This is a genomic window from Pseudalkalibacillus sp. SCS-8, from assembly GCF_040126055.1.
Lineage (GTDB): Bacteria > Bacillota > Bacilli > Bacillales > Fictibacillaceae > Pseudalkalibacillus > Pseudalkalibacillus nanhaiensis.
Genome location: NZ_CP143541.1, coordinates 156807 through 180998 on the forward strand (window position 1 = coordinate 156807; position 24192 = coordinate 180998).

At 45.7% G+C, this 24192-nt stretch carries 25 protein-coding genes, 9 tRNA genes and 3 rRNA genes; 35 read left to right on the plus strand and 2 right to left on the minus strand.

Annotated elements, in window-relative coordinates:
• Nucleotides 1-12 precede the first annotated feature (12 nt).
• The 20 genes from rplO to V1497_RS00955 all read left to right on the plus strand — a co-directional run bounded on the left by rplO (nucleotide 13) and on the right by V1497_RS00955 (nucleotide 13888).
• Nucleotides 13-453 carry a 50S ribosomal protein L15 gene (gene rplO / locus V1497_RS00860; RefSeq protein ID WP_349409137.1) on the plus strand — a complete coding sequence of 147 codons (441 nt, stop codon included), beginning with the start codon at nucleotides 13-15 and terminating at the stop codon, nucleotides 451-453.
• Nucleotides 453-1742 carry a preprotein translocase subunit SecY gene (gene secY / locus V1497_RS00865; RefSeq protein ID WP_349409138.1) on the plus strand — a complete coding sequence of 430 codons (1290 nt, stop codon included), beginning with the start codon at nucleotides 453-455 and terminating at the stop codon, nucleotides 1740-1742. The genes rplO and secY overlap by 1 nt, the downstream gene beginning before the upstream one ends.
• A 70-nt stretch (nucleotides 1743-1812) precedes the next feature.
• Entirely contained in the window at nucleotides 1813-2463 is a 651-nt protein-coding gene (locus V1497_RS00870) for an adenylate kinase (RefSeq protein ID WP_349409139.1), read from the plus strand.
• Nucleotides 2463-3209, plus strand: a complete 747-nt coding sequence (gene map / locus V1497_RS00875; protein ID WP_349409140.1) for a type I methionyl aminopeptidase — start codon at nucleotides 2463-2465, stop codon at nucleotides 3207-3209. Before V1497_RS00870 ends, map begins: the two co-directional genes overlap by 1 nt.
• Nucleotides 3210-3225: 16 nt before the next feature.
• Entirely contained in the window at nucleotides 3226-3546 is a 321-nt protein-coding gene (locus V1497_RS00880; protein ID WP_349410717.1) for a KOW domain-containing RNA-binding protein, read from the plus strand.
• The gene (gene infA, locus V1497_RS00885; protein ID WP_093073147.1) at nucleotides 3539-3757 is read left to right on the plus strand and encodes a translation initiation factor IF-1; all 219 of its coding nucleotides are present in this window, start codon (nucleotides 3539-3541) and stop codon (nucleotides 3755-3757) included. Before V1497_RS00880 ends, infA begins: the two co-directional genes overlap by 8 nt.
• A gap of 171 nt (nucleotides 3758-3928) precedes the next feature.
• Complete coding sequence (rpmJ, locus tag V1497_RS00890) at nucleotides 3929-4042, plus strand: 50S ribosomal protein L36 (RefSeq protein WP_003322638.1); 114 nt, start codon at nucleotides 3929-3931, stop codon at nucleotides 4040-4042.
• A 20-nt stretch (nucleotides 4043-4062) separates the two neighbouring features.
• On the plus strand, nucleotides 4063-4428 hold the full coding sequence (gene rpsM, locus V1497_RS00895; RefSeq protein WP_349409141.1) for a 30S ribosomal protein S13: 366 nt from the start codon (nucleotides 4063-4065) through the stop codon (nucleotides 4426-4428).
• 18 nt (nucleotides 4429-4446) lie between these two features.
• A complete protein-coding gene (gene rpsK / locus V1497_RS00900) occupies nucleotides 4447-4842 on the plus strand; it encodes a 30S ribosomal protein S11 (protein ID WP_349409142.1) in 396 nt (131 codons plus the stop codon).
• Between the two features lie 181 nt (nucleotides 4843-5023).
• Entirely contained in the window at nucleotides 5024-5968 is a 945-nt protein-coding gene (locus tag V1497_RS00905) for a DNA-directed RNA polymerase subunit alpha (RefSeq protein ID WP_349409143.1), read from the plus strand.
• Nucleotides 5969-6012: 44 nt separating this feature from the next.
• Complete coding sequence (rplQ, locus tag V1497_RS00910; RefSeq protein ID WP_349409144.1) at nucleotides 6013-6375, plus strand: 50S ribosomal protein L17; 363 nt, start codon at nucleotides 6013-6015, stop codon at nucleotides 6373-6375.
• A 580-nt stretch (nucleotides 6376-6955) separates the two neighbouring features.
• Nucleotides 6956-7795 carry an energy-coupling factor ABC transporter ATP-binding protein gene (locus V1497_RS00915; protein WP_349409145.1) on the plus strand — a complete coding sequence of 280 codons (840 nt, stop codon included), beginning with the start codon at nucleotides 6956-6958 and terminating at the stop codon, nucleotides 7793-7795.
• The gene (locus V1497_RS00920) at nucleotides 7771-8637 is read left to right on the plus strand and encodes an energy-coupling factor ABC transporter ATP-binding protein (protein ID WP_349409146.1); all 867 of its coding nucleotides are present in this window, start codon (nucleotides 7771-7773) and stop codon (nucleotides 8635-8637) included. The genes V1497_RS00915 and V1497_RS00920 overlap by 25 nt, the downstream gene beginning before the upstream one ends.
• A complete protein-coding gene (locus V1497_RS00925) occupies nucleotides 8634-9431 on the plus strand; it encodes an energy-coupling factor transporter transmembrane protein EcfT (RefSeq protein WP_349409147.1) in 798 nt (265 codons plus the stop codon). The genes V1497_RS00920 and V1497_RS00925 overlap by 4 nt, the downstream gene beginning before the upstream one ends.
• Nucleotides 9432-9443: 12 nt before the next feature.
• Nucleotides 9444-10193: a tRNA pseudouridine(38-40) synthase TruA gene (truA, locus tag V1497_RS00930; RefSeq protein ID WP_349409148.1), complete on the plus strand. Its 750-nt coding sequence runs from the start codon at nucleotides 9444-9446 to the stop codon at nucleotides 10191-10193.
• 183 nt (nucleotides 10194-10376) lie between these two features.
• A complete protein-coding gene (rplM, locus tag V1497_RS00935; protein WP_414703619.1) occupies nucleotides 10377-10799 on the plus strand; it encodes a 50S ribosomal protein L13 in 423 nt (140 codons plus the stop codon).
• An 18-nt stretch (nucleotides 10800-10817) separates the two neighbouring features.
• Nucleotides 10818-11210, plus strand: coding sequence for a 30S ribosomal protein S9 (rpsI, locus tag V1497_RS00940; RefSeq protein ID WP_349409150.1), 393 nt, complete (start codon nucleotides 10818-10820; stop codon nucleotides 11208-11210).
• A 302-nt stretch (nucleotides 11211-11512) separates the two neighbouring features.
• The gene (locus V1497_RS00945) at nucleotides 11513-11950 is read left to right on the plus strand and encodes a DUF2521 family protein (protein WP_349409151.1); all 438 of its coding nucleotides are present in this window, start codon (nucleotides 11513-11515) and stop codon (nucleotides 11948-11950) included.
• Nucleotides 11951-12048: 98 nt separating this feature from the next.
• Nucleotides 12049-12744 carry an N-acetylmuramoyl-L-alanine amidase CwlD gene (gene cwlD, locus V1497_RS00950; protein WP_349410718.1) on the plus strand — a complete coding sequence of 232 codons (696 nt, stop codon included), beginning with the start codon at nucleotides 12049-12051 and terminating at the stop codon, nucleotides 12742-12744.
• 115 nt (nucleotides 12745-12859) lie between these two features.
• A complete protein-coding gene (locus tag V1497_RS00955) occupies nucleotides 12860-13888 on the plus strand; it encodes an Mrp/NBP35 family ATP-binding protein (protein ID WP_349409152.1) in 1029 nt (342 codons plus the stop codon).
• Nucleotides 13889-13944: 56 nt separating this feature from the next.
• On the opposite strand, the gene gerD is transcribed toward V1497_RS00955, so the two are convergent.
• Complete coding sequence (gerD, locus tag V1497_RS00960; RefSeq protein ID WP_349409153.1) at nucleotides 13945-14568, minus strand: spore germination lipoprotein GerD; 624 nt, start codon at nucleotides 14566-14568, stop codon at nucleotides 13945-13947.
• 143 nt (nucleotides 14569-14711) lie between these two features.
• Between gerD and V1497_RS00965 the strand changes: the two genes are divergently transcribed.
• Nucleotides 14712-15299 (plus strand): KinB-signaling pathway activation protein, encoded by a 588-nt coding sequence (locus tag V1497_RS00965; RefSeq protein ID WP_349409154.1) that lies wholly within the window; start codon nucleotides 14712-14714, stop codon nucleotides 15297-15299.
• 18 nt (nucleotides 15300-15317) lie between these two features.
• On the opposite strand, the gene pdaB is transcribed toward V1497_RS00965, so the two are convergent.
• Complete coding sequence (gene pdaB / locus V1497_RS00970; protein WP_349409155.1) at nucleotides 15318-16082, minus strand: polysaccharide deacetylase family sporulation protein PdaB; 765 nt, start codon at nucleotides 16080-16082, stop codon at nucleotides 15318-15320.
• A 135-nt stretch (nucleotides 16083-16217) separates the two neighbouring features.
• Between pdaB and V1497_RS00975 the strand changes: the two genes are divergently transcribed.
• The 14 genes from V1497_RS00975 (at nucleotide 16218) to rocF (ending at nucleotide 24044) form a co-directional block, all read left to right on the plus strand.
• Entirely contained in the window at nucleotides 16218-16442 is a 225-nt protein-coding gene (locus V1497_RS00975) for a hypothetical protein (RefSeq protein WP_349409156.1), read from the plus strand.
• Nucleotides 16443-16777: 335 nt separating this feature from the next.
• A 16S ribosomal RNA gene (locus V1497_RS00980) occupies nucleotides 16778-18329 on the plus strand.
• A gap of 172 nt (nucleotides 18330-18501) precedes the next feature.
• Nucleotides 18502-21438: ribosomal RNA gene (locus tag V1497_RS00985) — 23S ribosomal RNA — on the plus strand.
• A 200-nt stretch (nucleotides 21439-21638) separates the two neighbouring features.
• Nucleotides 21639-21754 (plus strand): 5S ribosomal RNA (rrf, locus tag V1497_RS00990).
• The 16S, 23S and 5S rRNA genes sit together here with 9 tRNA genes alongside, the layout of an rRNA operon.
• A 25-nt stretch (nucleotides 21755-21779) precedes the next feature.
• A tRNA-Asn gene (locus V1497_RS00995) sits at nucleotides 21780-21854 on the plus strand.
• Between the two features lie 3 nt (nucleotides 21855-21857).
• A tRNA-Thr gene (locus V1497_RS01000) sits at nucleotides 21858-21933 on the plus strand.
• Between the two features lie 14 nt (nucleotides 21934-21947).
• A tRNA-Glu gene (locus V1497_RS01005) sits at nucleotides 21948-22022 on the plus strand.
• 6 nt (nucleotides 22023-22028) lie between these two features.
• Nucleotides 22029-22104 (plus strand) — tRNA-Val (locus V1497_RS01010).
• A 20-nt stretch (nucleotides 22105-22124) separates the two neighbouring features.
• Nucleotides 22125-22200: transfer RNA gene (locus V1497_RS01015), tRNA-Thr, on the plus strand.
• A 38-nt stretch (nucleotides 22201-22238) separates the two neighbouring features.
• A tRNA-Tyr gene (locus tag V1497_RS01020) sits at nucleotides 22239-22323 on the plus strand.
• 290 nt (nucleotides 22324-22613) lie between these two features.
• A tRNA-Lys gene (locus tag V1497_RS01025) sits at nucleotides 22614-22689 on the plus strand.
• 52 nt (nucleotides 22690-22741) lie between these two features.
• A tRNA-Gly gene (locus V1497_RS01030) sits at nucleotides 22742-22815 on the plus strand.
• A gap of 1 nt (nucleotide 22816) precedes the next feature.
• Nucleotides 22817-22892: transfer RNA gene (locus V1497_RS01035), tRNA-Ala, on the plus strand.
• Between the two features lie 252 nt (nucleotides 22893-23144).
• Complete coding sequence (rocF, locus tag V1497_RS01040) at nucleotides 23145-24044, plus strand: arginase (RefSeq protein WP_349409157.1); 900 nt, start codon at nucleotides 23145-23147, stop codon at nucleotides 24042-24044.
• Nucleotides 24045-24192 lie beyond the last annotated feature (148 nt).

Genomic DNA, 24192 nt, shown 5'->3' on the forward strand with positions numbered 1-24192 from the left:
GAGGTGCCGATAATGAAACTTCATGAACTAAAACCATCTGAAGGTTCTCGTCGCGAACGCAACCGCGTTGGACGTGGAATTGGTTCAGGTAACGGTAAGACAAGTGGACGTGGTCACAAAGGGCAAAACGCTCGTTCTGGCGGTGGAGTAAGACCAGGATTTGAAGGTGGACAAAATCCACTTGCACGTCGTTTGCCGAAACGTGGATTCACAAACCCGACTCGCGTTGAGTATGCGGTAGTGAACCTTGAAACATTGAACCGTTTTGAAGAGGGAACAGAAGTAACTCCTGAACTTCTTCTTGAAACTGGCGTGATCAGCAAGTTGAAAAACGGAGTCAAAATTCTGGGTAACGGTAAACTTGAAACGAAGCTAACTGTTAAAGCTCATAAGTTTTCTGCTTCTGCCAAGGAAGCGATTGAAGCAGCAGGCGGAAAAACTGAGGTGATGTAATGTTCCGTACAATCTCCAATATTATGCGCGTAAGTGATATAAGAAACAAAGTGTTGTTTACACTAGCAATGCTTGTCATCTTTCGAATTGGAACATTCATTCCAGTTCCGAACGTAGACAAAACAGCAATGGATATTCAAAACCAAATGAACGTATTCGGATTCTTGAATACGTTTGGTGGCGGAGCCCTGCAAAACTATTCCATTTTTGCAATGGGAATCATGCCATACATCACAGCATCAATCATCGTACAGTTACTACAGATGGATGTTGTGCCAAAGTTCACCGAATGGTCCAAGCAAGGTGAAGCTGGGCGACGTAAGCTCACTCAATTCACCCGTTACGGTACGATCGTACTTGGATTCATCCAAGCGATTGGGATGTCGATCGGTTTCAACAACTTGTTCCCTGGACTCATTCCAAATCCAAGTATTCCGACGTATCTCATGATCGCCCTCATTCTTACTGCTGGAACTGCATTCTTGATGTGGTTAGGTGAGCAGATCACTGCTCATGGTGTAGGAAACGGTATTTCAATCCTGATTTTCGCTGGTATCGTAGCCGCGGTTCCAGGTGCGGTGAACCAATTCTATGCCCAACAGTTTGAGGGAACGGATCAGTCAATCTTCATCGGAGTTGTGAAAGTTCTCTTGCTAGTACTCGCTGTTATTGCATTGACGGTCTTCGTAATCTTCGTTCAGCAAGGTTTACGTAAGATACCAATCCAATACGCAAAGCGTGTGGTCAACAACAAGCCGGTTGGAGGACAACAAACACATCTTCCGATCAAGGTGAACGCTGCAGGGGTAATTCCGGTCATCTTCGCAATCTCTCTGATCATTGCACCGCCAACAATTGCGGGATTCTTTGATGAGAATGCAGTGACCCGATTTATCAATGAAACTTTTGATTATACGACGCCGGTGGGAATGATCGTTTACTCGGCCTTGATCATCGGATTCACGTATTTCTATACATTTATTCAGGTCAATCCTGAGCAAATGGCAGAGAACTTGAAGAAACAAGGCGGATACATTCCGGGAATCCGTCCAGGAAAGAACACGGAAACGTACATTGTACGTATCCTGTATCGCCTGACATTCGTCGGTGCAATTTTCTTGGCGCTTGTTTCGATTCTGCCGATCTTCTTCATCAAGTTCGCCAATCTTCCACAAGCACTTCAAATCGGCGGTACCAGCCTTTTGATTGTGGTCGGTGTAGCACTTGATTCAATGAAACAAATCGAAAGCCAATTAATTAAACGTCATTATAAAGGCTTCATTAAATAAAGAGAATAGGGGATACCAGTCATTCCCGTTCTCTTGACAATGTACGTTTGTGACCGTATGGAGGGATTAGATGAATCTAGTACTCATGGGTCTGCCAGGTGCCGGAAAGGGAACCCAGGCTGCCAAGATCGTTGATAAATATGGTATCCCCCATATCTCAACAGGTGACATGTTCCGAGCTGCAATTAAAGAAGGAACCGATTTAGGTATGAAAGCCAAGTCCTATATGGATGCGGGCAACCTAGTACCTGATGAGGTCACGATTGGGATCGTCGACGAGCGATTAAGCAAGGATGACTGTCAAAAAGGGTTCCTGCTTGATGGTTTTCCAAGGACAGTTGCACAGGCTGAAGCGCTTGAAAACATCCTTTCCAAAAGCGACCGTTCAATCGACTATGTCCTGAACATCGATGTCGATAAGGAACAGTTGATGGAACGATTGACTGGCCGCAGAATTTGCAAACAGTGTGGAGCGACGTATCATGTGATCTTCAATCCACCGTCTGAAGAAGGCGTTTGTGATAAATGTGGCGGGGAACTTTATCAGCGTGAAGATGATAATGAAGAAACAGTCAAAACACGGCTTGAAGTTAATATCGAACAATCGAAGCCACTGCTCGGATTCTACGAACAGAAGGGCTATCTCCGTAACATCGACGGAAATCAGGATATCAACAAGGTATTCGAAGATATCGATCGACTGCTCGGAGGGTTGAAGTAATGATCATCTCAAAGACACCGCGAGAAATAGAGATCATGCGGGAAGCTGGGAAGATTGTTGCCTTGACGCATAAGGAGCTCCAGAAACACATCAAGCCAGGGGTGACGACCAAAGAACTCGACGCCATCGCCGAAGAGTTTATTCGTAAGCACGATGCAATTCCTTCTTTTAAAGGCTATAATGGTTTTACAGGAAGTATATGTGCATCCGTAAACGAAGAGCTGGTACATGGCATCCCGGGTAAGAAAGTGTTGAAAGATGGAGACATCATTTCCATCGATATCGGTGCGAAATACAACGGATATCATGGAGATTCAGCTTGGACTTACGGTGTCGGGGAAATTTCCGACGAGAACCAACATCTTTTAGAGGTAACCGAACAATCGTTATATAAAGGTCTTGCGGAGGCGAAACCTGGAGAAAGACTTACGAACATCTCCCATGCGATCCAATCGTATGTTGAAGCTGAAGGCTTTTCCGTTGTACGTGAATACGTCGGCCACGGAGTCGGACAGAATCTTCACGAGGATCCGCAAATCCCGCATTTTGGACCGCCAGGAAAAGGACCGAGGTTAAAACCAGGAATGGTTCTAGCCATTGAACCGATGGTAAACGCAGGATCACGATATGTTCGAACATTAGCAGATAACTGGACCGTCGTAACGCAGGATGGTAAGAACTGTGCGCATTTCGAGCATACCATTGCCATTCTTGAAGATGGTTATGAAATCTTAACAAAAGCCTAAGTGAAGGTGATAAATGGTGAGTGAATCCGAGCCGATACCGCAAATTGGACAATTCGTTCATATCTTGCGGGGGCGGGACGCTGGTCAAATCAATGTAATTGTGGGAATCGTGGACGAGAAATTTGTCCTCATTGCTGACGGTGATAAACGAAAATATGACCGAGCTAAAAAGAAGAACATCAATCATCTTGAGCTGTTTCAATATATTTCGCCCGAAGTTAAGCGAAGCATCGATGAAACAGGACGTGTAACAAACGGTAAATTGCGTTTCGCCGTGTCGAAATTCTTGAATGATCAAGCGAATATGCTTGAGAAGGGAGAACAAATCGATGGCTAAAGAAGATGTAATCGAGGTTGAAGGTACCGTTATCGAGCCACTGCCGAACGCTATGTTCCGAGTAGAGCTTGAAAATGGTCACAAAATCTTAGCTCACGTTTCTGGTAAGATTCGTATGCATTATATTCGCATTCTGCCAGGCGATAAAGTTACCGTAGAATTGTCTCCGTACGATCTATCTCGTGGACGTATCACGTATCGATATAAGTAAGACAATTATAGGTAATCGCCTAGCGCTTGTTTGAAGGCGTATGAATTAGTCCACACTGAAGTGAGTGAAACGGTTTAGCGAATTGAAGTGCCTCGCTCAATAGGATTTTCGATTATTGTCGTCGAAGTCAGCACATTTTGTGCAAGTCCGTGGCATAAGGAGGTATTTAGGATGAAGGTAAGACCATCAGTCAAACCAATCTGCGAAAAATGTAAAGTTATTCGTCGTAAAGGAACCGTAATGGTAATTTGCGAAAACCCGAAGCATAAACAAAAACAAGGTTAAAGAACAGGAGGTGCACATACATGGCACGTATTGCAGGAATTGATATCCCTCGTGACAAACGAGTTGTGATTTCACTAACGTATATCTATGGCATCGGAAAATCTACTGCTCAGGACATTCTTGCTGAAGCTGGTGTTTCTGAAGAAACGCGCGTAAGAGACCTGACAGAAGAAGAATTGACAAAGATCCGTGATATCGTTGACCGCTTCAAAGTTGAAGGTGACCTTCGTCGTGAAGTATCCCTTAACATCAAGCGTCTAATCGAGATCGGAAGCTACAGAGGTATCCGTCACCGTCGTGGTCTTCCAGTTCGCGGACAAAAAACGAAAAACAACTCTCGTACGCGTAAAGGCCCACGTCGTACAGTTGCGAATAAGAAGAAATAGTAAGGGAGGTATACTCACATGGCTAAGCAACGTAAAACAAACACTCGTAAGAAAAAAGTGAAAAAGAATATTGAGAGTGGAATTGCACACATCCGTTCCACTTTCAACAACACGATCGTTACAATCACTGACACTCACGGGAATGCAGTTTCTTGGGCTTCTTCCGGCAACCTTGGATTCAAAGGCTCTCGTAAATCCACTCCATTTGCTGCGCAAATGGCAGCCGAAACAGCTGGGAAAACTGCACAGGAACACGGTATGAAAACCCTCGAAGTTACAGTTAAAGGCCCTGGTGCTGGACGTGAAGCGGCTATCCGTGCACTTCAAGCTGTAGGTCTTGAGGTAACAGCGATCCGTGACGTAACACCAGTTCCTCATAATGGATGCCGTCCACCAAAACGTCGTCGTGTCTAATGCTTGAGGTTTAATTCCTTAAGTATTACAATTTGGAAACCTGTCTATAATGGTTATGTATGAACGATATTTGATCATTGCATAATAATAGGTTACTGATAAGAAACACCTATTTATGGGAATTTCGGTTAGATCGACGGGGTCTAGCCGAGGTTCGACGTTTTGAAGGAGGGTTTGTTGAATGATTGAAATCGAAAAGCCAAGGATTGAAACGGTAGAGCTCAGTGACGATGCAACGTATGGGAAATTTGTTGTTGAACCTCTCGAGCGTGGATACGGGATCACGTTGGGCAACTCGTTACGCCGTATTCTTTTGTCTTCCCTACCAGGGGCAGCAGTAACCTCCGTACAAATCAACGGAGTATTGCATGAATTCTCAACGATTGATGGTGTCGTCGAAGACGTTACAACTGTCATCCTGAGCCTTAAGAAGCTTGCGTTGAAAATCTACTCTGAAGAAGAGAAGACCCTTGAAATTGATGTTCAAGGACCAGGAACCGTTACTGCAGCAGATATTACGCATGATAGTGATGTAGAAGTGTTGAACCCTGATCTTCATATCGCTACTCTTTCTGAGGACGCACATCTTCAGATGAAAATCACTGCTGTACGTGGACGTGGCTATGTACCTGCTGAAGGAAATAAGAGTGAAGAACAAGCTATCGGAGTCATTCCGATCGACTCGATCTTTACACCTGTTTCCCGCGTGAACTATCAGGTTGAGAATACCCGTATCGGCCAAGTCACAAACTATGACAAACTAACCCTCGATGTTTGGACAGATGGTAGTATTCGACCTGAAGAAGCTGTTTCGCTTGGAGCTAAGATCGTTACTGAACATTTGAATATTTTCGTAGGATTGACAGATCAAGCGCAAAAAGCAGAAATCATGGTTGAAAAAGAAGAAGACCAGAAGGAAAAAGTTCTCGAGATGACGATTGAGGAACTCGATCTTTCCGTACGCTCTTACAACTGTCTAAAGCGTGCTGGCATCAACACGGTTCAAGAGCTTACACAGAAGTCTGAAGAAGACATGATGAAAGTTCGAAACCTCGGTAAGAAGTCATTGGAAGAAGTCCAGGAGAAGTTAGAAGAGCTTGGACTTGGTTTGCGTAACGAAGAATAAGAGCGAAGAGATATAAAGAATATTAAAAGAAGGAGGGACCTCTCATGGCTTACCAAAAGTTAGGTCGTGTATCATCAGCACGAAAAGCTTTACTCCGTGATCTAGCAACAGATCTAATCATCAACGAACGTATTGAAACAACTGAAGCTAAAGCGAAAGAGCTTCGTTCAGTCGTTGAGAAGATGATTACACTTGGCAAACGTGGTGACCTTCATGCTCGCCGTCAAGCTGCTGCATTCGTACGTAATGAAGTAGCGAACGAAGAGTCTGGAGAAGGTGCAATCCAGAAGCTGTTTACAGACATCGCTTCTCGCTATGAAGAACGCCAAGGTGGTTATACTCGCATTCAGAAGATTGGTCCTCGCCGCGGCGATGGTGCACCAATGGTTATTATTGAACTTGTTTAATCAACAACAAATTCATGTGCAATAACATCGACGAAAAGGGCGGGACAGAATCGACTTAAGATGCTGCTTCTATGCCCTTTTTTTCGTACCTTTAAAATATTGGCTTTGTTAATGAATGTTGAGAATCTTTTTAATCGCTACAGGCGGACGCTTTCCGCGGGCAACACTTCAGCCTCACTTCCACAGGATGTGGTGACTTCGACGTTCACCATAGGACGTGGTGGCTTTTAGTCGAAGATCCTTAATGCCTAGCCCGGCGGGGTCTTCAGTTGTTGCTTTTCCCGCAGGAGTCGCCGCCCTACGCTCTTAAATATTCTCTGTAGTGTAACCGAGCCAATATATTATTGAAACGTTCAAAGCGACAAAGGTTCCATTCCGCTTGGCATTCCCTTGCAAAGGCATGGTGAATGCCTTGTTTTCTTTAATAGATAGACTTGAAATCAAATAATTTTAAGATAAATTTCAGAAGACATCTCATGGGATGAAACGGTTTAGATCCTTGAGGTCGATTGAACAAAGATACAGCAAGAGATGAGTGGAGGGCGCGTTCTTTGTGACGGGCTAAGAGGAGGATTCAGCAATGAAAGAATTGATTCGCGTCCAGGATGTTTCTTTCCAATACGATGCGGATGGACCATACCAGTTAAAGGATATCAATTTGACCATTCAACGTGGCGAATGGGTTTCAATCGTCGGCCATAATGGATCAGGGAAGTCTACACTGGCTAAACTCCTGAATGGTTTATTGATTCCAAGGCAAGGCAAAGTGACAATTGAAGATAAAGCAACTGATCAAGAAGAGCTCCTATGGGAGATTCGAAAAGAGGTCGGGATGGTCTTCCAAAATCCAGACAATCAATTCGTCGGAACAACCGTCAAGGATGATGTAGCATTCGGTTTAGAAAACAACGGCATTCCGCGCGAAGAAATGATTGAGAGGATTGAAAAGGCCCTTCGTAAAGTACAGATGACTGGGTATGAAAACCAAGAGCCTCATCAATTATCTGGTGGGCAAAAGCAAAGAGTGGCGATTGCAGGGGTACTCGCACAGAAACCATCTGTCATCATTCTGGATGAGGCAACCAGCATGTTGGATCCGAGAGGACGTCGTGAAGTCCATGAAACGATCCGTGAGTTAAACGAGAAGGATGGGATAACTGTCCTTGCCATCACTCACGACTTGGAGGAAGCGATCCAGTCTGACCGGATCATTGTCATGAAGCAAGGGGAAATCATCTCGACTGGTGAACCTCGGAAAGTTTTCCGAGACACAGACTTATTGATGGATGCTGGTCTTGAATTGCCATTTTCATTAAAGGTCCAGGAGAAATTGTTGGAGAAAGGGATCCGATTACCTGAACCAACGTTAACTCAATCAGAATTGGTGGATGCATTATGGAACTATCGACAAAGCAATTAGCACATATCTACAGTGAAGGTACCCCGAAAGAGCACCGAGCCTTGTATGATGTTTCAATTGATGTTCCACCTGGAAGCTTTTACGCGATCATCGGTCATACTGGATCCGGTAAATCGACACTGATCCAGCATTTGAACGGACTGTTGAAGCCAACCGCTGGGTCCGTTCACATTGGGAAAACAACCATCAGAGCAAATGAAAAAGCCAGTCGGTTGAAGGATGTCCGTAAGCGTGTAGGGATGGTATTCCAATACCCTGAACACCAGCTTTTTGAAGAAACGATAGAAAAGGATATCTGCTTTGGACCATTGAACTTCGGTGTAGGAGAGAAGGAAGCAAAACGTCGGGCGAAGGAAACTCTTGAGCTCGTTGGACTCAACGAAGAGTTTCTCCAGCGTTCTCCCTTTGAATTGAGCGGCGGTCAAATGCGACGCGTCGCGATTGCAGGAGTCCTTGCGATGAATCCGGAGGTATTGATCCTGGATGAGCCGACAGCTGGTCTTGATCCAAGCGGGCAACGTGAAATGATGGAACTGTTCATCGGCCTACAAAGAGAAAAGAATATCACGATCATACTCGTGACACACAGCATGGAGGATGCGGCAAGATATGCCGATCATTTGATTGTCATGGCAAGCGGAACGATATACATGCAGGGAACACCAGCAAAAATCTTCCGTCAAGGGGACAAGCTCCATGAAATCGGTCTCGACATTCCAGAATCGACCTTATTCATAAAAAAACTTCAAGAGCGTTTCGGTACCACATTTGATGAAGGCTACACACTTGAAGAAGCGGTCGATCTAGTGGATCGTGTTTTGAAGGCGGGGACACCATCATGATGGAAAACGTAATCATTGGTCAATATATTCCTGGACAATCCTTGATTCATCGAATGGATCCGAGAGCAAAGCTTATTGCGGTATTCTTTTATGTCATCATCGTATTTCTTGCGAACAATTGGCTCACTTATGGCTTATTAGGTGCTTTTACAATCGGGACGGCACTTCTATCACGTGTACCGATCTCTTTTTTGATTAAAGGCTTGAAGCCGATATTATGGATCATTCTCTTTACGATGATTCTCCATTTATTCATGACGAAAGAGGGTCCTGTCTTATTCGACCTCGGATGGACGACCATTCATGAAGGGGGAGTCGTTCAAGGTGTTTATATTGCAATGAGGCTATTATTCCTTATTATTCTTACATCGTTACTAACCTTGACGACGACACCGATTGATATCACGGATGGTATTGAGAGTGTCCTGTCTCCATTGAAAAAGCTGAAGTTCCCGGTACATGAATTTGCATTGATGATGTCGATTTCCTTGCGGTTCATCCCTACTCTTCTTCAGGAAACCGAGAAAATCATGAAAGCCCAATCAGCAAGAGGGGCTGAATTTTCAAGTGGACCGATTAAGGAAAGGGTGAAGGCTTTTGTGCCTTTGCTGGTGCCTTTATTCGTCAGTGCATTTAAACGGGCTGAGGACCTGGCACTAGCTATGGAAGCAAGAGGATACCGTGGAGGAGAAGGACGGACGAAGCTCAGGCTGCTCCAGTGGCAGTCAATTGATACACTCGGTCTCGCAAGCATAGGATTATTGATTATCCTTTTATTCATATTTCGATCATAGAAGGTGACAGTATTGAAACGAATGAGCGGCATCCTCAGTTATGATGGAACGAATTTTTCAGGCTATCAGGTCCAGCCGGATCAACGAACGGTTCAAGGAGAATTGGAGCAAGTCCTGCAACGTATGCATAAAGGGCAGATTGTGAAAACAACTGCCTCCGGGAGGACGGATACGGGCGTCCACGCGATGGGACAGGTCTTCCATTTCGATACGCCGTTGTCAATTGAACCCGATGGTTGGAAACGTGCTTTGAATACGTTGCTTCCGAGTGATATCCGTCTCGTTTCAATACAGGAAGTCAGCCCGGATTTCCATGCCCGGTTCGATGTGGATGCAAAAGAATACCGTTATCGGATTTTACGATCATTGGACGAAGATGTATTCCGCAGAAATCAGACGTACCATTATCCTTATCCGTTAGATGTAGGGAACATGAGGACCGCTGCCTTGGAGTTAATCGGTGAACATGATTTTACGTCTTTTTGCTCAGCTAAAACTGAAGTTGCGGATAAGGTCAGGAAGATCTTTGAACTGGAGCTTATAGAATCCGGAGATGAGCTCATTTTACGTATCAAGGGAAACGGCTTTCTCTACAACATGGTCCGTATTATCGTCGGTACATTGTTGGAGATCGGGAATGGACACCGTCCACCTGATGAGGTCGTCGAAATACTTGAAGCGAAGGATCGAGATGCCGCTGGAAAGACTGCACCTGGACATGGATTGTATCTTTGGAAAGTCTTTTACAAAAAAGATGAATAATTTAGGAACAAATAAAAAGGACACACTTGACATCGTTGTCTAATTATTATAAGATATTCTTTGGTATTTCTGAAATCCACTAGCCCCGGATGAGGAAATCGTCGAAATGAAAACACGAATCGTAAATCAAATAGATTGATTAGCAAGCGAACGAAACAGGAGGGAAATGAATTGCGTACCTATATGGCAAAGCCTAAAGAAGTAGAACGTAAATGGTATGTAGTAGATGCTGCTGGTAAGACTCTTGGTCGTCTTTCTACAGAAGTAGCTTCTATCCTACGCGGTAAGCATAAGCCGACTTACACACCACATGTTGACACTGGTGACCACGTAATTGTATTGAATGCAAGCAAGATCGAATTGACTGGTAAAAAGATGTCTGACAAGCTTTACCACCGTCATACTGGCCACCCAGGTGGACTACGTACAAGAACTGCACAGGAAATGCGTGACACGCGTCCTGAGCAAATGCTCGAGCTAGCGATTAAAGGAATGCTTCCTAAGAACAGCCTTGGTCGTAAGATGAGCAAAAAGCTTCATGTGTATGCTGGAAACGAACATCCACATCAAGCACAAAATCCTGAACAATACGAACTACGCGGATAATAATAAGGAGGGTTTAACTTGGCTCAAGTACAATATTACGGAACCGGCCGTCGTAAGCATTCTGTTGCTCGTGTACGTCTTGTACCTGGTGACGGACGTTTCATGGTAAACGGTCGCGACCTTGACGAATTTTTCGGACTTGAAACATTAAAAGTTATCGCTAAACAACCGTTAGTTGAAACGGAAACAGAAGGCAAGTACGATGTACTTGTAAACGTTGATGGCGGTGGATACACTGGACAAGCTGGTGCAATCCGTCACGGTGTTGCTCGTGCACTTCTAGAAGTGGACCCTGAGTTCCGTCCAGCTCTTAAGAGCGCTGGATTCCTAACTCGTGACGCACGTATGAAAGAGCGTAAGAAGTACGGACTTAAAGGCGCTCGTCGTGCACCACAATTCTCAAAGCGTTAATTTCATTTATACGCACACAAGACTCTCAACCATTTATGGTTGGGGGTCTTTTTTTGCAGAAGTTGTGGAGGTGTGGAAGTGTCAGGCACCACTTCAAAACCGTTGGTACATAAGGGTGCCGCTGAAGTGTCAGGCACTGATTTGGAACCGTTGGTACATAAGGGTTTCACCGACGTGTCAGGCACCATCTCATTATTAGCTTTGCTTTGTTTCATTTGCCTATACATACTGTCTTTTACCAAAGTTCCCATGGTATGTTTCACTTTTGTGGTCGAACACTATTGGTAAAGGAGGCGAAACCAATGAATGTAATCACCACCTTTAGAGACAGACAATATAAGAAGCGCGTTACATTCGAACGAAAAGTCCTGCGGGAACTTTCTTTAAATGGAATCAAAACGGAATTCCAACGCTTGTTCTTTCCGTTTTTTCAATATAGTTTATTGTTTCAGGATGAAATTCAAGATACGTGTATCGATATTGCGATTGAAGCCTTTCTCCTCGGAGCGGAATACAGCAAATTCGGATACCACGGTGAATCCCTTGAGAGTATTAAAGAACGAAGTGCCGAAACTGAGAAAAGGTTGACTGACACACTTTTTGAGTACTGGCAATTCTGGAGTTATACACCCGATCACGTGCTTGAGTCCCTTCACATGTGTTGTGATGCATTCGTCCAACGCTGGTGGCGGGAAGGATACGAAAAGGGACAACGCCGTTACAAGATGAGACTTCATTAAATCTGTCATGGCATATTTTCTTCCCTTGTCCCATACATATATACAAGTGATGGGAAGCGGGAGGGAAGAGCGTGTTACGGAAAAAATGGCTCTTATGGATGCTTATCGGGTTTTGTGCTGCACTTTTATTATATGTAATCAATCAACAGATCCTTTCGAATAACTCATGGTCAACGTGGAACCTTCCCTTGACAGGTAAAATCATCGTACTTGATGCAGGTCATGGTGGTGTAGATGGTGGAGCTGTCGGTGAAGGGAATGTCCATGAAAAAGAAATTGCCCTCAATATATCTTTGATGCTGAGGGATTACTTACAGCAAGCTGGTGCACTTGTTATCATGACGCGGGAGACGGATAAGGATCTTGCGGGTGAGGAAACGAAGAGAATCCGTCATCGGAAAACAGAGGATCTGCTGAAACGGACGGAAATCGTCAACAACTCAGGAGCAGATATGTTCATCAGTATACATTTGAACGCCATACCTTCTTCAAGATGGTATGGAGCCCAAGTGTTTTATAATCCAGCGTATGACGAAAATGAAAAAGTGGCGAAGCTGATTCAACATCAAATCCGATCGAATCTGGAGAATACGACACGAAAAGCAAAGCCGATCGGGAATGTGTATATGATCCGGAAAGCAGAAATACCAGGTGCATTAGTAGAGGTCGGATTCTTATCCAACCCGAATGAACGTGAACTGCTGAAGACGAAGCTGTATCAAACTAAACTTGCTGCCTCTATTTATCAAGGCATACTACGTTTTTACGCAAATGAACCTGCTCCGAAAGATTGAGGAGCAGGTTTTTCTTCATGCGCTACACCTTAACCAAGTGGTTTGTTTCAAAACCTTGAATTCAGTGTGTTATACTAAGGAATGAAAGCGATTAAAAAGGATGGTGACGTCATTTATGATGACTGAAGAACAAGTTCTCGAATTGCTAAAGCCCATACAAGAACCTTTTTTACATAAAAGCATTGTTGATGCGGATAGCATAAAAGAAATTAAGGTGAAGGAGAATTATGTAAGCTTAAAGATCGCCATTACACAAGCGAATTCTCCTGAACAAATGCAGCTTCAACAAGAAATCGTCAACACCTTGAAAAGTGCAGGTGTCGAATCAGTCGGCCTACGATTCGAGCAACGACAGGAACAAGGCCAACAAGGCCAGCCCCAACAAACTGCAGAAAAAGGTGTGTCTAATCAAACGACCTTTATTTCTGTTGCGAGTGGAAAGGGAGGCGTTGGGAAGTCAACGGTTTCAGTGAACCTTGCGACCAGTCTTGCACGTGAAGGAAAGCGTGTTGGTCTAATTGATGCTGACATATACGGTTTTAGTGTTCCGGATATGATGGGAATTGCGGAAAGACCGAAAGTTGCAGGCGAGCAGATCTTCCCGGTTGAACGATTTGGAGTCAAGGTCATTTCGATGGCATTTTTTGTAGAGGATAACGCACCTGTCATTTGGCGTGGGCCGATGCTAGGGAAGATGCTGACGAACTTCTTCAACGACATCGAATGGGGCGATCTCGATTACATGATCCTAGACCTGCCTCCAGGAACAGGAGATGTCGCGTTGGATGTCCATAAAATGCTACCGCAAAGTAAGGAAATCATCGTAACGACACCTCATCCTACGGCTGCATTCGTCGCAGCGCGTGCTGGAGCGATGGCATTGAAAACCGACCATGATATTTTAGGCGTGGTTGAAAATATGGCGTATTACGAAAGCAAAAAGACAGGAGAAAAGGAATATGTCTTTGGCCAAGGTGGAGCGGATAAATTGACGGAAGAACTTCAAACAGAAGTGCTCGGTCGCATACCTCTGGGTCAGCCTGAAATGCGTGAAGATGATTTTGCACCATCCGTATACTTGGAAGATTCAAAAATCGGGAAGATCTACCAAGAAATCGCCCGTAAAGTTATCCAAAAAACATAAACGTAACCAAAAATGTCTGACAGACCTAAAAGGTTCTTGTCAGACATTTTCTTTCGTTAACCTTGACTACCTTGTGATCCTCCACCTTCGGAGCCTTCTTCAGATTCTCCATCCTTCTTCAAAGAATCACCGCTCTTGATTTCTTCTTGTACCGCTTTTTTAATCATGTCAGCAATCTGAGCTTTCATCAAAGGACTCTCAAACGTCTCCATTAACACTTTCTTTTGTTGCTCGCGATATTTCTGGGAGGTGAACAGGTCCATGACGTCCTTTTCAATTTCAGGATCTTTCATCAGTTCAATCATTTTCTTTCGGTAATCTGGATCATCCATCATTTTTTTAAGCAATTCTTCATTTTGCTTTTTCATACCCTTGGCTAGTGCTTCAGCTGCCTTCGGGTCCTTAATCATCTCTTTCCAGAACTCTTGTCCCTTTTTCGATGTCAGCGTCTCTTCAATCGTTTTCTTGACGAATGCTTGATCCATGATGATTTCTTGTTTTATTTTTTCATCAGTCAATACCTCTTTAATGGCTTTCTTTCCATCATCTGTTTTCAAGAGGTCCATCAACATCTTCTTCGTTTCTTCATATGAGCCTTTATCTTCAGCAGCCGCCGGCGTACATCCCTGCAAGTATAAAAATCCTAAGGAAATAATAAGGACGAACATCCAGTTTCTCATCCAGAGTGCCCCTTTCAGTATTCAATCTTACCCTTAGCGTTCGAGAAAGTTGTGACAAATATGCGGACTAAATAAAGGAAACTAGCTTTTTTTGAGGTGAATTTGATACAATCGATAAGAGCAAATTTAAAGGGGATCATCACGTGAATATAAAGAAATGGATTTATTTGTTTTTTACAACTTTATTTATAGGTGGATTGAGTTCGGTCGTTGTCGGATTACTTTTACGTTGGCAGGATATTAATGATGCATCGAGCTTTTTCGTCATGATCGCTTGGCTGATGGGATTCGGTTTCATTTTCAGCATCATCAGTCAAATGGGATATTTCGCTTATTTGACCATCCATCGCTTCGGGTTAGGTATTTTTAAGTCTGTAAAGCTTTGGAGCTGGGTCCAACTACTCGTGCTTGCTTTTGTCGTATTTGATTTGTTTTATTTACGCTATATCGCATTCAAGGATAGTGGCCTGCCATTCTGGAATTACCTATTCGTTCCGCTTGCCCTGCTTGCTATAGGTGCTTTAGTCGCTTATATCAAAATGAAGGAGACCAATAAAGCAGCATTCGTCCCAACCTTATTCTTCATGGTTGCTGTCACGACAATCGAATGGATTCCAGTATTAAAGCAAGGTGAGCCACTATGGTTATGGTTATCCATCGTACCATTATTAGCTTGTAACGCATGGCAAATATTAATTCTGCACCGATTGATCGATAAGAAAAAAAGTTGAGCGATTCGCTCAACTTTTTTATTTGATTTCATTCTTTTTACTGTCGGTGTTTGCAATCAACTGTCCAACTGAAGTGAAGGTATAACCGTCATCCTTCAACTCTCTAAGGATATCCTGGAGTGCATCCCTTGTTTGTTTCACTGAATCAGATGCATGGAGCAGTACAATGTCTCCGCCACCTGCTTTTGAAAGGACGGTTTCTGTAATCCTGTCAGCTCCTGGATTTTTCCAATCATCCGGGTTGATGCTCCACTGGACGATTGTATGATTCATCCTTTCAGCAATCTTTAGAGTGTTCTTATTAAAGCTGCCATTCGGTGGCCTTAACAATTCAGTTGATTTTCCTGAAACCTTCCTGATGGCCTCCTGCGCTCTCGCGATATCGCGTCGTATTTCATTATCTTCAAGCTCGGTATAGCTTTTGTGCCGATAACCGAGACTTCCGATTTCATGACCATTCTTAACAATCTTTTCAACGATATCCGGATGACGTTCAGCCCATTCTCCTGATAAGAAGAAGGTCGTATCTTTCACTTTTTCCTTTTCAAGCAGGTCAAGTATTTCATGGATCCGCTTTTCTCCCCAGCTCACGTCGAATGTCAACGCAATCTTCTTCCCTTGCTTCTCACCTTTATAGATCGCTCTCGGTTCTCCTTCTTTCGTTTTGAACACCTCTAAATCCTTGCCTTCAACAAATGCAATCAGTGCAGCGAAGAAAGATGCGATGAGAATAATTAAATATTGTTTAAAACGCTTCCCATTAATCACCCAGAAAAAATTCACGAATGCCGCCTCCCGTCCATTACTCGCTATTACATATATATGAAAGCTTGGACAAGATAGAACAGCGTTGACAGATTGAATAGAAAATGGAAAAAGAAGGGATAATGGTAGAAAAAACATGAAGGATTTGATTCCATGCTTGGTTTTGTTCTGAATGATAAAGAAGTGAAAGAAATGGAATACCTTTTGAAGAAGGAACTTGAAGAACTATTGCATGATTTAGAAGATCATCGAATCGATGGGATCATCAAGCGCGCGATGGAAGAGCGGTATCAGCTCATCTTTAAAATCTTTCAGCGCTTTTCAAACCCAGCAGATTGCGTCAAATATATGCGTCATCGCATATCCAATCAAAAATAAAAATGTTATTGACAGAAAACCTGAAGCTTGATATTATATTTTCTGTTGCCGCAAAAAACGGCATCAAAACACAACATAAACATGTGAAAAAAGTTATTGACATAAAATTTTGAGCATGTTAAATTGTTTAAGTCGCTTCAAAACGACAAAACAAAAAACGAGTCGCATTATGCGGTTCGAAAGCTCTTTGAAAACTGAACAAAAGCCAAGCGTGAAACGGACCTACATGGTTATGTTCTTCGACTAAGAACGTCACGTCCTGTGACGACGTCGAAGTTAGCACATCCATGTGCGTCAAATTTCGATTTACATTTATGAGCAAGACAAACTTTACTTTATTGGAGAGTTTGATCCTGGCTCAGGACGAACGCTGGCGGCGTGCCTAATACATGCAAGTCGAGCGGATCAATGGGGAGCTTGCTCCCCTGAGATCAGCGGCGGACGGGTGAGTAACACGTGGGCAACCTACCTGTAAGACTGGGATAACTCCGGGAAACCGGGGCTAATACCGGGTAACACCTACCTCCGCATGGAGGAAGGTTAAAAGATGGCTTCTTGCTATCACTTACAGATGGGCCCGCGGCGCATTAGCTAGTTGGTGGGGTAAGAGCTTACCAAGGCGACGATGCGTAGCCGACCTGAGAGGGTGATCGGCCACACTGGGACTGAGACACGGCCCAGACTCCTACGGGAGGCAGCAGTAGGGAATCTTCGGCAATGGGCGAAAGCCTGACCGAGCAACGCCGCGTGAGCGATGAAGGCCTTCGGGTCGTAAAGCTCTGTTGTTAGGGAAGAACAAGTACCGTTCGAATAGGGCGGTACCTTGACGGTACCTAACCAGAAAGCCACGGCTAACTACGTGCCAGCAGCCGCGGTAATACGTAGGTGGCAAGCGTTGTCCGGAATTATTGGGCGTAAAGCGCGCGCAGGCGGTCTCTTAAGTCTGATGTGAAAGCCCACGGCTCAACCGTGGAGGGCCATTGGAAACTGGGGGACTTGAGTACTGGAGAGGAGAGTGGAATTCCATGTGTAGCGGTGAAATGCGTAGATATATGGAGGAACACCAGTGGCGAAGGCGGCTCTCTGGCCAGTAACTGACGCTGAGGCGCGAAAGCGTGGGGAGCAAACAGGATTAGATACCCTGGTAGTCCACGCCGTAAACGATGAGTGCTAGGTGTTGGGGGGTTCCACCCTCAGTGCTGACGTTAACACATTAAGCACTCCGCCTGGGGAGTACGGCCGCAAGGCTGAAACTCAAAGGAATTGACGGGGGCCCGCACAAGCAGTGGAGCATGTGGTTTAATTCGAAGCAACGCGAAGAACCTTACCAGGTCTTGACATCCTTCGCTACTTCCAGAGATGGAAGGTTCCCCTTCGGGGGACGAAGTGACAGGTGGTGCATGGTTGTCGTCAGCTCGTGTCGTGAGATGTTGGGTTAAGTCCCGCAACGAGCGCAACCCTTGATCTTAGTTGCCAGCATTCAGTTGGGCACTCTAAGGTGACTGCCGGTGACAAACCGGAGGAAGGTGGGGATGACGTCAAATCATCATGCCCCTTATGACCTGGGCTACACACGTGCTACAATGGATGGTACAAAGGGCAGCAAAACCGCGAGGTTGAGCGAATCCCATAAAGCCATTCTCAGTTCGGATTGCAGGCTGCAACTCGCCTGCATGAAGCCGGAATTGCTAGTAATCGCGGATCAGCATGCCGCGGTGAATACGTTCCCGGGCCTTGTACACACCGCCCGTCACACCACGAGAGTTTGTAACACCCGAAGTCGGTGAGGTAACCTTTTGGAACCAGCCGCCGAAGGTGGGACAGATGATTGGGGTGAAGTCGTAACAAGGTAGCCGTATCGGAAGGTGCGGCTGGATCACCTCCTTTCTAAGGAGTCCTTTATGGACATAACACGCTTTGGCTTTTGTTTAGTTTTGAAAGAGCTGAACCTCTTTCAAACACCATGTTCCTTGAAAACTAGATAACGAAAATCTTGAAAACAAGACATCGAAACGTCATTTTAAATGACAAGAAATAAGTGTAAGTTCATTCATAACGTGGTTAAGTTATGAAGGGCGCACGGTGGATGCCTTGGCACTAGGAGCCGAAGAAGGACGGGACGAACACCGATATGCCTCGGGGAGCTGTAAGTAAGCTTCGATCCGGGGATTTCCGAATGGGGGAACCCACTATCCGTAATGGGATAGTATCCATACCTGAATACATAGGGTATGAGAAGGCAGACCTGGGGAACTGAAACATCTTAGTACCCAGAGGAAGAGAAAGCAATCGCGATTTCCTGAGTAGCGGCGAGCGAAACGGAATCAGCCCAAACCAAGAGGCTTGCCTCTTGGGGTTGTAGGACACTCTATACGGAGTAAGAAAGGAACGGCGTAGGCGAAGCGGTCTGGAAAGGCCCGCTAGAAGAGGTAACAGCCCTGTAGCCAAAATGTCGTTCCCTCCAGAGTGGATCCTGAGTACGGCGGGACACGTGAAACCCCGTCGGAATCTGGGAGGACCATCTCCCAAGGCTAAATACTCCCTAGTGACCGATAGTGAACCAGTACCGTGAGGGAAAGGTGAAAAGCACCCCGGAAGGGGAGTGAAAGAGATCCTGAAACCGTGTGCCTACAAGTAGTCGGAGCCCATTAACGGGTGACGGCGTGCCTTTTGTAGAATGAACCGGCGAGTTACGATAACGTGCAAGGTTAAGTTGAAAAGACGGAGCCGCAGCGAAAGCGAGTCTGAATAGGGCGAAGGAGTACGTTGTCGTAGACCCGAAACCGAGTGATCTACCCATGTCCAGGGTGAAGTTCAGGTAACACTGAATGGAGGCCCGAACCCACGCACGTTGAAAAGTGCGGGGATGAGGTGTGGGTAGGGGTGAAATGCCAATCGAACTCGGAGATAGCTGGTTCTCCCCGAAATAGCTTTAGGGCTAGCCTCGTGGTGAGAGTTCTGGAGGTAGAGCACTGATTGGACTAGGGGTCCCCACAGGATTACCGAATTCAGTCAAACTCCGAATGCCAGGAACTTGTCCACGGGAGTCAGACTGCGAGTGATAAGATCCGTAGTCGAGAGGGAAACAGCCCAGACCATCAGCTAAGGTCCCCAAGTATACGTTAAGTGGAAAAGGATGTGGAGTTGCTTAGACAACCAGGATGTTGGCTTAGAAGCAGCCACCATTTAAAGAGTGCGTAATAGCTCACTGGTCGAGTGACTCTGCGCCGAAAATGTACCGGGGCTAAACGTATCACCGAAGCTATGGATTGTACCGTTGGTACAGTGGTAGGGGAGCGTTCGAAGGGCTGAGAAGCGAGACCGGAAGGACTCGTGGAGCGCTTTGAAGTGAGAATGCCGGTATGAGTAGCGAAAAGAGAAGTGAGAATCTTCTCCATCGAAAGCCCAAGGTTTCCTGAGGAAGGCTCGTCCGCTCAGGGTTAGTCGGGACCTAAGCCGAGGCCGAAAGGCGTAGGCGATGGATAACAGGTTGATATTCCTGTACCACCTCCTTTCCGTTTGAGCAACGGGGGGACGCAGGAAGGTAGGGAGAGCGCGCTGATGGATATGCGCGTCCAAGCAGTCAAGGCCGGTGGATAGGTAAATCCGTCCACCATACGGCGGAGCTGTGATGGCGAGGGAATTAAAGTACCGAAGTCCCTGATCCTACACTGCCAAGAAAAGCCTCTAGCGAGGAAAGAGGTGCCCGTACCGTAAACCGACACAGGTAGGCGAGGAGAGAATCCTAAGATGCTCGGGAGAACTCTCGTTAAGGAACTCGGCAAAATGACCCCGTAACTTCGGGAGAAGGGGTGCTCTGATAGGGTGTATGCCCGAGAGAGCCGCAGTGAAAAGATCCAAGCGACTGTTTAGCAAAAACACAGGTCTCTGCGAAGCCGTAAGGCGAAGTATAGGGGCTGACACCTGCCCGGTGCTGGAAGGTTAAGAGGAGGGGTTATCCCTTACGGGAGAAGCTCTGAATCGAAGCCCCAGTAAACGGCGGCCGTAACTATAACGGTCCTAAGGTAGCGAAATTCCTTGTCGGGTAAGTTCCGACCCGCACGAAAGGTGCAACGACTTGGATACTGTCTCAACGAGAGACCCGGTGAAATTATAGTACCTGTGAAGATGCAGGTTACCCGCGACAGGACGGAAAGACCCCATGGAGCTTTACTGTAGCCTGATATTGGATTTTGGTATCGTTTGTACAGGATAGGTAGGAGCCTTAGAAGCCGGACCGCCAGGTTCGGTGGAGGCGTCGGTGGGATACTACCCTGACGGTATTGAAATTCTAACCCAGAACCGTGATCCGGTTCGGAGACAGTGTCAGGTGGGCAGTTTGACTGGGGCGGTCGCCTCCTAAAGTGTAACGGAGGCGCCCAAAGGTTCCCTCAGAATGGTTGGAAATCATTCGCAGAGTGTAAAGGCACAAGGGAGCTTGACTGCGAGACCTACAAGTCGAGCAGGGACGAAAGTCGGGCTTAGTGATCCGGTGGTTCCGCATGGAAGGGCCATCGCTCAACGGATAAAAGCTACCCTGGGGATAACAGGCTTATCTCCCCCAAGAGTCCACATCGACGGGGAGGTTTGGCACCTCGATGTCGGCTCATCGCATCCTGGGGCTGAAGTAGGTCCCAAGGGTTGGGCTGTTCGCCCATTAAAGCGGTACGCGAGCTGGGTTCAGAACGTCGTGAGACAGTTCGGTCCCTATCCGTCGCGGGCGCAGGAAATTTGAGAGGAGCTGTCCTTAGTACGAGAGGACCGGGATGGACACACCGCTGGTGTACCAGTTGTTCCGCCAGGAGCATCGCTGGGTAGCTACGTGTGGACGGGATAAGTGCTGAAAGCATCTAAGCATGAAGCCCCCCTCAAGATGAGATTTCCCATCGCGTCAAGCGAGTAAGATCCCTCAGAGATGATGAGGTTGATAGGTCTGGTGTGGAAGCGTGGTGACACGTGAAGCTGACAGATACTAATCGATCGAGGACTTAACCACAAATTAATGAACGCTGACTAACAACGTCACGTCCTGTGACAACGTCAGCACTAGCACATCCTGTGCGTCGTGTTTTCAAGAAACGTTATCTAGTTTTGAGGGAATATTTATTAAAAAAAGCCCTTGAAATTCTGTTTAGAATTTAGTATTATATATCTTGTCCTTACTAAGGATTGTGATTGTGGATCATTTTGAAATGGTCTGGTGATGATGGCGAAGAGGTCACACCCGTTCCCATGCCGAACACGGAAGTTAAGCTCTTCAGCGCCAATGGTAATTGGGGGCTTCCCCCTGTGAGAGTAGGACGTCGCCGGGCCAACCTATTTTATTTCAATGAATATTCCACAGTAGCTCAGTGGTAGAGCTATCGGCTGTTAACCGATCGGTCGCAGGTTCGAGTCCTGCCTGTGGAGCCATATGCTTCCATAGCTCAGCAGGTAGAGCACTTCCATGGTAAGGAAGAGGTCAGCGGTTCGAACCCGCTTGGAAGCTCCATCATATTAAATAATGGCCCCTTGGTCAAGTGGTTAAGACACCGCCCTTTCACGGCGGTAACACGGGTTCGAATCCCGTAGGGGTCACCATCTATCGGAGGATTAGCTCAGCTGGGAGAGCACCTGCCTTACAAGCAGGGGGTCGGCGGTTCGATCCCGTCATCCTCCACCATTGAAACACATGAATATTACGCTGGCCTAGCTCAATTGGTAGAGCAACTGACTTGTAATCAGTAGGTTGGGGGTTCAAGTCCTCTGGCCAGCACCATCTTTACTTGAAAACAGACTATTTAGTCTTTTTTTATTGGAGGGGTAGCGAAGTGGCTAAACGCGGCGGACTGTAAATCCGCTCCCTCCGGGTTCGGCGGTTCGAATCCGTCCCCCTCCACCATTTTTATTACAATACATCGATGAGTAAGATTCATTCATAACATGAGCCATTAGCTATGAACGATACAACGTTGAGCTAACGGTGAATTGTCCTGACGCAGCCTACTACGATAGTATAGATTGTAGAGGAAAGGACACAGTTTGAATAATCTACGGGAGCCATTAGCTCAGTCGGTAGAGCAACGAACATAACTTCATTGACTTAGCTATGAGTTGTCGCGACACAGCCTTCTACCATGTGTTGCTTGTAGAGGAAGGGACATAAAGGTAAGTAAACTTCATTCATAACATGAGCCATTAGCTCAGTCGGTAGAGCATCTGACTTTTAATCAGAGGGTCGAAGGTTCGAGTCCTTCATGGCTCACCAGTTTAATCCTTCTGAGTTTAGAAAAGATGCGTTTGGTTATAATTGAAAATATGCGGGTGTAGTTTAGTGGTAAAACAAGAGCCTTCCAAGCTCTGGTCGTGAGTTCGATTCTCATCACCCGCTCCATGGGGCCTTAGCTCAGCTGGGAGAGCGCCTGCCTTGCACGCAGGAGGTCAGCGGTTCGATCCCGCTAGGCTCCACCATTACATATCATACACAACTCTTTGACATTAAACGTCAAAGAGTTTTTTGTTTATAAGATCAATCGAGATTGAAAGTACAAATCCTGAATAATGGTTACCCTATATTCAAATAAATGTAAGCGCTTAATAATTATCCATGATTCAATTTAAAAAGCCAGATATGTCGCATAAGTATACAGGTTTTTGTCCAGTTGAACCACTTGGAAGGAAACCCTACAATTATAGGTAGAGTGAAAAATGAGGAGGAAAAGTATGAACAAGAATATCGGAATATTAGGAGTCCCAATGGACCTTGGGCAAATGCGCCGCGGGGTAGACATGGGACCTAGTGCAATGAGATATGCTGGTCTGATTGAACGCCTCGAAAGCATCGGTTATGAGGTAGAGGACCATGGTGATGTTGAAATTCCTCAAAGAGAAAAAGTAGGAAGTCCTGATACGAACTTAAAAAACCTGCAAGGTGTTATTGAAGCAAGTACACGTCTTGCTGAGGGTGTGGACAAGATTATCCAGGACGGACATTTCCCGCTTGTATTAGGAGGCGACCATAGTATTGCCATCGGAACGCTTGCAGGTGTATCGAAGCATTATGAGAACTTAGGTGTCATCTGGTATGATGCCCATGGTGATTTGAATACAGGGGATACTTCTCCTAGTGGTAATATCCACGGCATGCCATTAGCAGTAAGTCTCGGCATTGGTCATGAGAAGCTGAAAGACATCGGAGGATATGGCCCGAAGGTTAAGCCTGAAAACATCGTCATCATCGGCGCCCGTTCTCTTGATGAAGGTGAGCGTGTATTGATTCGGGAGAAGGGAATCAAGGTCTATACGATGCATGAGATTGATCGTATGGGTATGTCCAAAGTTATGGAAGAAGCGATCGAGTATGTTTCTAATGGAACAGATGGTGTTCACTTGAGCTTGGACCTGGATGGACTCGATCCTTCTGAGGCACCTGGTGTCGGGACACCAGTGCTAGGCGGTATCAGCTATCGTGAGAGCCATCTGGCAATGGAGATGCTTGAAGAAGCGAAAATCATCACCTCAGCGGAGTTCGTTGAAGTGAATCCGATTCTTGATGATAAGAATAAAACAGCTACTTGTGCAGTAGGTTTAGTCGGCTCACTGTTCGGCGAGAAATTGATTTAACAATTTGGCTCTGTTTAAAAAGAATGTTGTTGATTTTGAACAGCTTCAGGCGGACGCTTTCCGCGGGCAACGCTTCAGTTTTTCTTAATAAAAGCTAACAGAGCCAACAATTTATAAAGGGTGATCATTTATTTGGTCATCCTCTTTT

Excerpts from the sequence above, each read along its gene's own strand:
- rplO (WP_349409137.1), top strand. The coding sequence starts at position 13 with ATGAAACTTCATGAACTAAAACCATCTGAAGGTTCTCGTCGCGAACGC.
- secY (WP_349409138.1), top strand. The coding sequence starts at position 453 with ATGTTCCGTACAATCTCCAATATTATGCGCGTAAGTGATATAAGAAAC.
- V1497_RS00870 (WP_349409139.1), top strand. The coding sequence starts at position 1,813 with ATGAATCTAGTACTCATGGGTCTGCCAGGTGCCGGAAAGGGAACCCAG.
- map (WP_349409140.1), top strand. The coding sequence starts at position 2,463 with ATGATCATCTCAAAGACACCGCGAGAAATAGAGATCATGCGGGAAGCT.
- infA (WP_093073147.1), top strand. The coding sequence starts at position 3,539 with ATGGCTAAAGAAGATGTAATCGAGGTTGAAGGTACCGTTATCGAGCCA.
- rpmJ (WP_003322638.1), top strand. The coding sequence starts at position 3,929 with ATGAAGGTAAGACCATCAGTCAAACCAATCTGCGAAAAATGTAAAGTT.
- rpsM (WP_349409141.1), top strand. The coding sequence starts at position 4,063 with ATGGCACGTATTGCAGGAATTGATATCCCTCGTGACAAACGAGTTGTG.
- rpsK (WP_349409142.1), top strand. The coding sequence starts at position 4,447 with ATGGCTAAGCAACGTAAAACAAACACTCGTAAGAAAAAAGTGAAAAAG.
- V1497_RS00905 (WP_349409143.1), top strand. The coding sequence starts at position 5,024 with ATGATTGAAATCGAAAAGCCAAGGATTGAAACGGTAGAGCTCAGTGAC.
- rplQ (WP_349409144.1), top strand. The coding sequence starts at position 6,013 with ATGGCTTACCAAAAGTTAGGTCGTGTATCATCAGCACGAAAAGCTTTA.
- V1497_RS00915 (WP_349409145.1), top strand. The coding sequence starts at position 6,956 with ATGAAAGAATTGATTCGCGTCCAGGATGTTTCTTTCCAATACGATGCG.
- V1497_RS00920 (WP_349409146.1), top strand. The coding sequence starts at position 7,771 with ATGGAACTATCGACAAAGCAATTAGCACATATCTACAGTGAAGGTACC.
- V1497_RS00925 (WP_349409147.1), top strand. The coding sequence starts at position 8,634 with ATGATGGAAAACGTAATCATTGGTCAATATATTCCTGGACAATCCTTG.
- rplM (WP_414703619.1), top strand. The coding sequence starts at position 10,377 with ATGGCAAAGCCTAAAGAAGTAGAACGTAAATGGTATGTAGTAGATGCT.
- V1497_RS00945 (WP_349409151.1), top strand. The coding sequence starts at position 11,513 with ATGAATGTAATCACCACCTTTAGAGACAGACAATATAAGAAGCGCGTT.
- cwlD (WP_349410718.1), top strand. The coding sequence starts at position 12,049 with ATGCTTATCGGGTTTTGTGCTGCACTTTTATTATATGTAATCAATCAA.
- V1497_RS00955 (WP_349409152.1), top strand. The coding sequence starts at position 12,860 with ATGATGACTGAAGAACAAGTTCTCGAATTGCTAAAGCCCATACAAGAA.
- gerD (WP_349409153.1), bottom strand. The coding sequence starts at position 14,568 with ATGAGAAACTGGATGTTCGTCCTTATTATTTCCTTAGGATTTTTATAC.
- V1497_RS00975 (WP_349409156.1), top strand. The coding sequence starts at position 16,218 with ATGCTTGGTTTTGTTCTGAATGATAAAGAAGTGAAAGAAATGGAATAC.
- rocF (WP_349409157.1), top strand. The coding sequence starts at position 23,145 with ATGAACAAGAATATCGGAATATTAGGAGTCCCAATGGACCTTGGGCAA.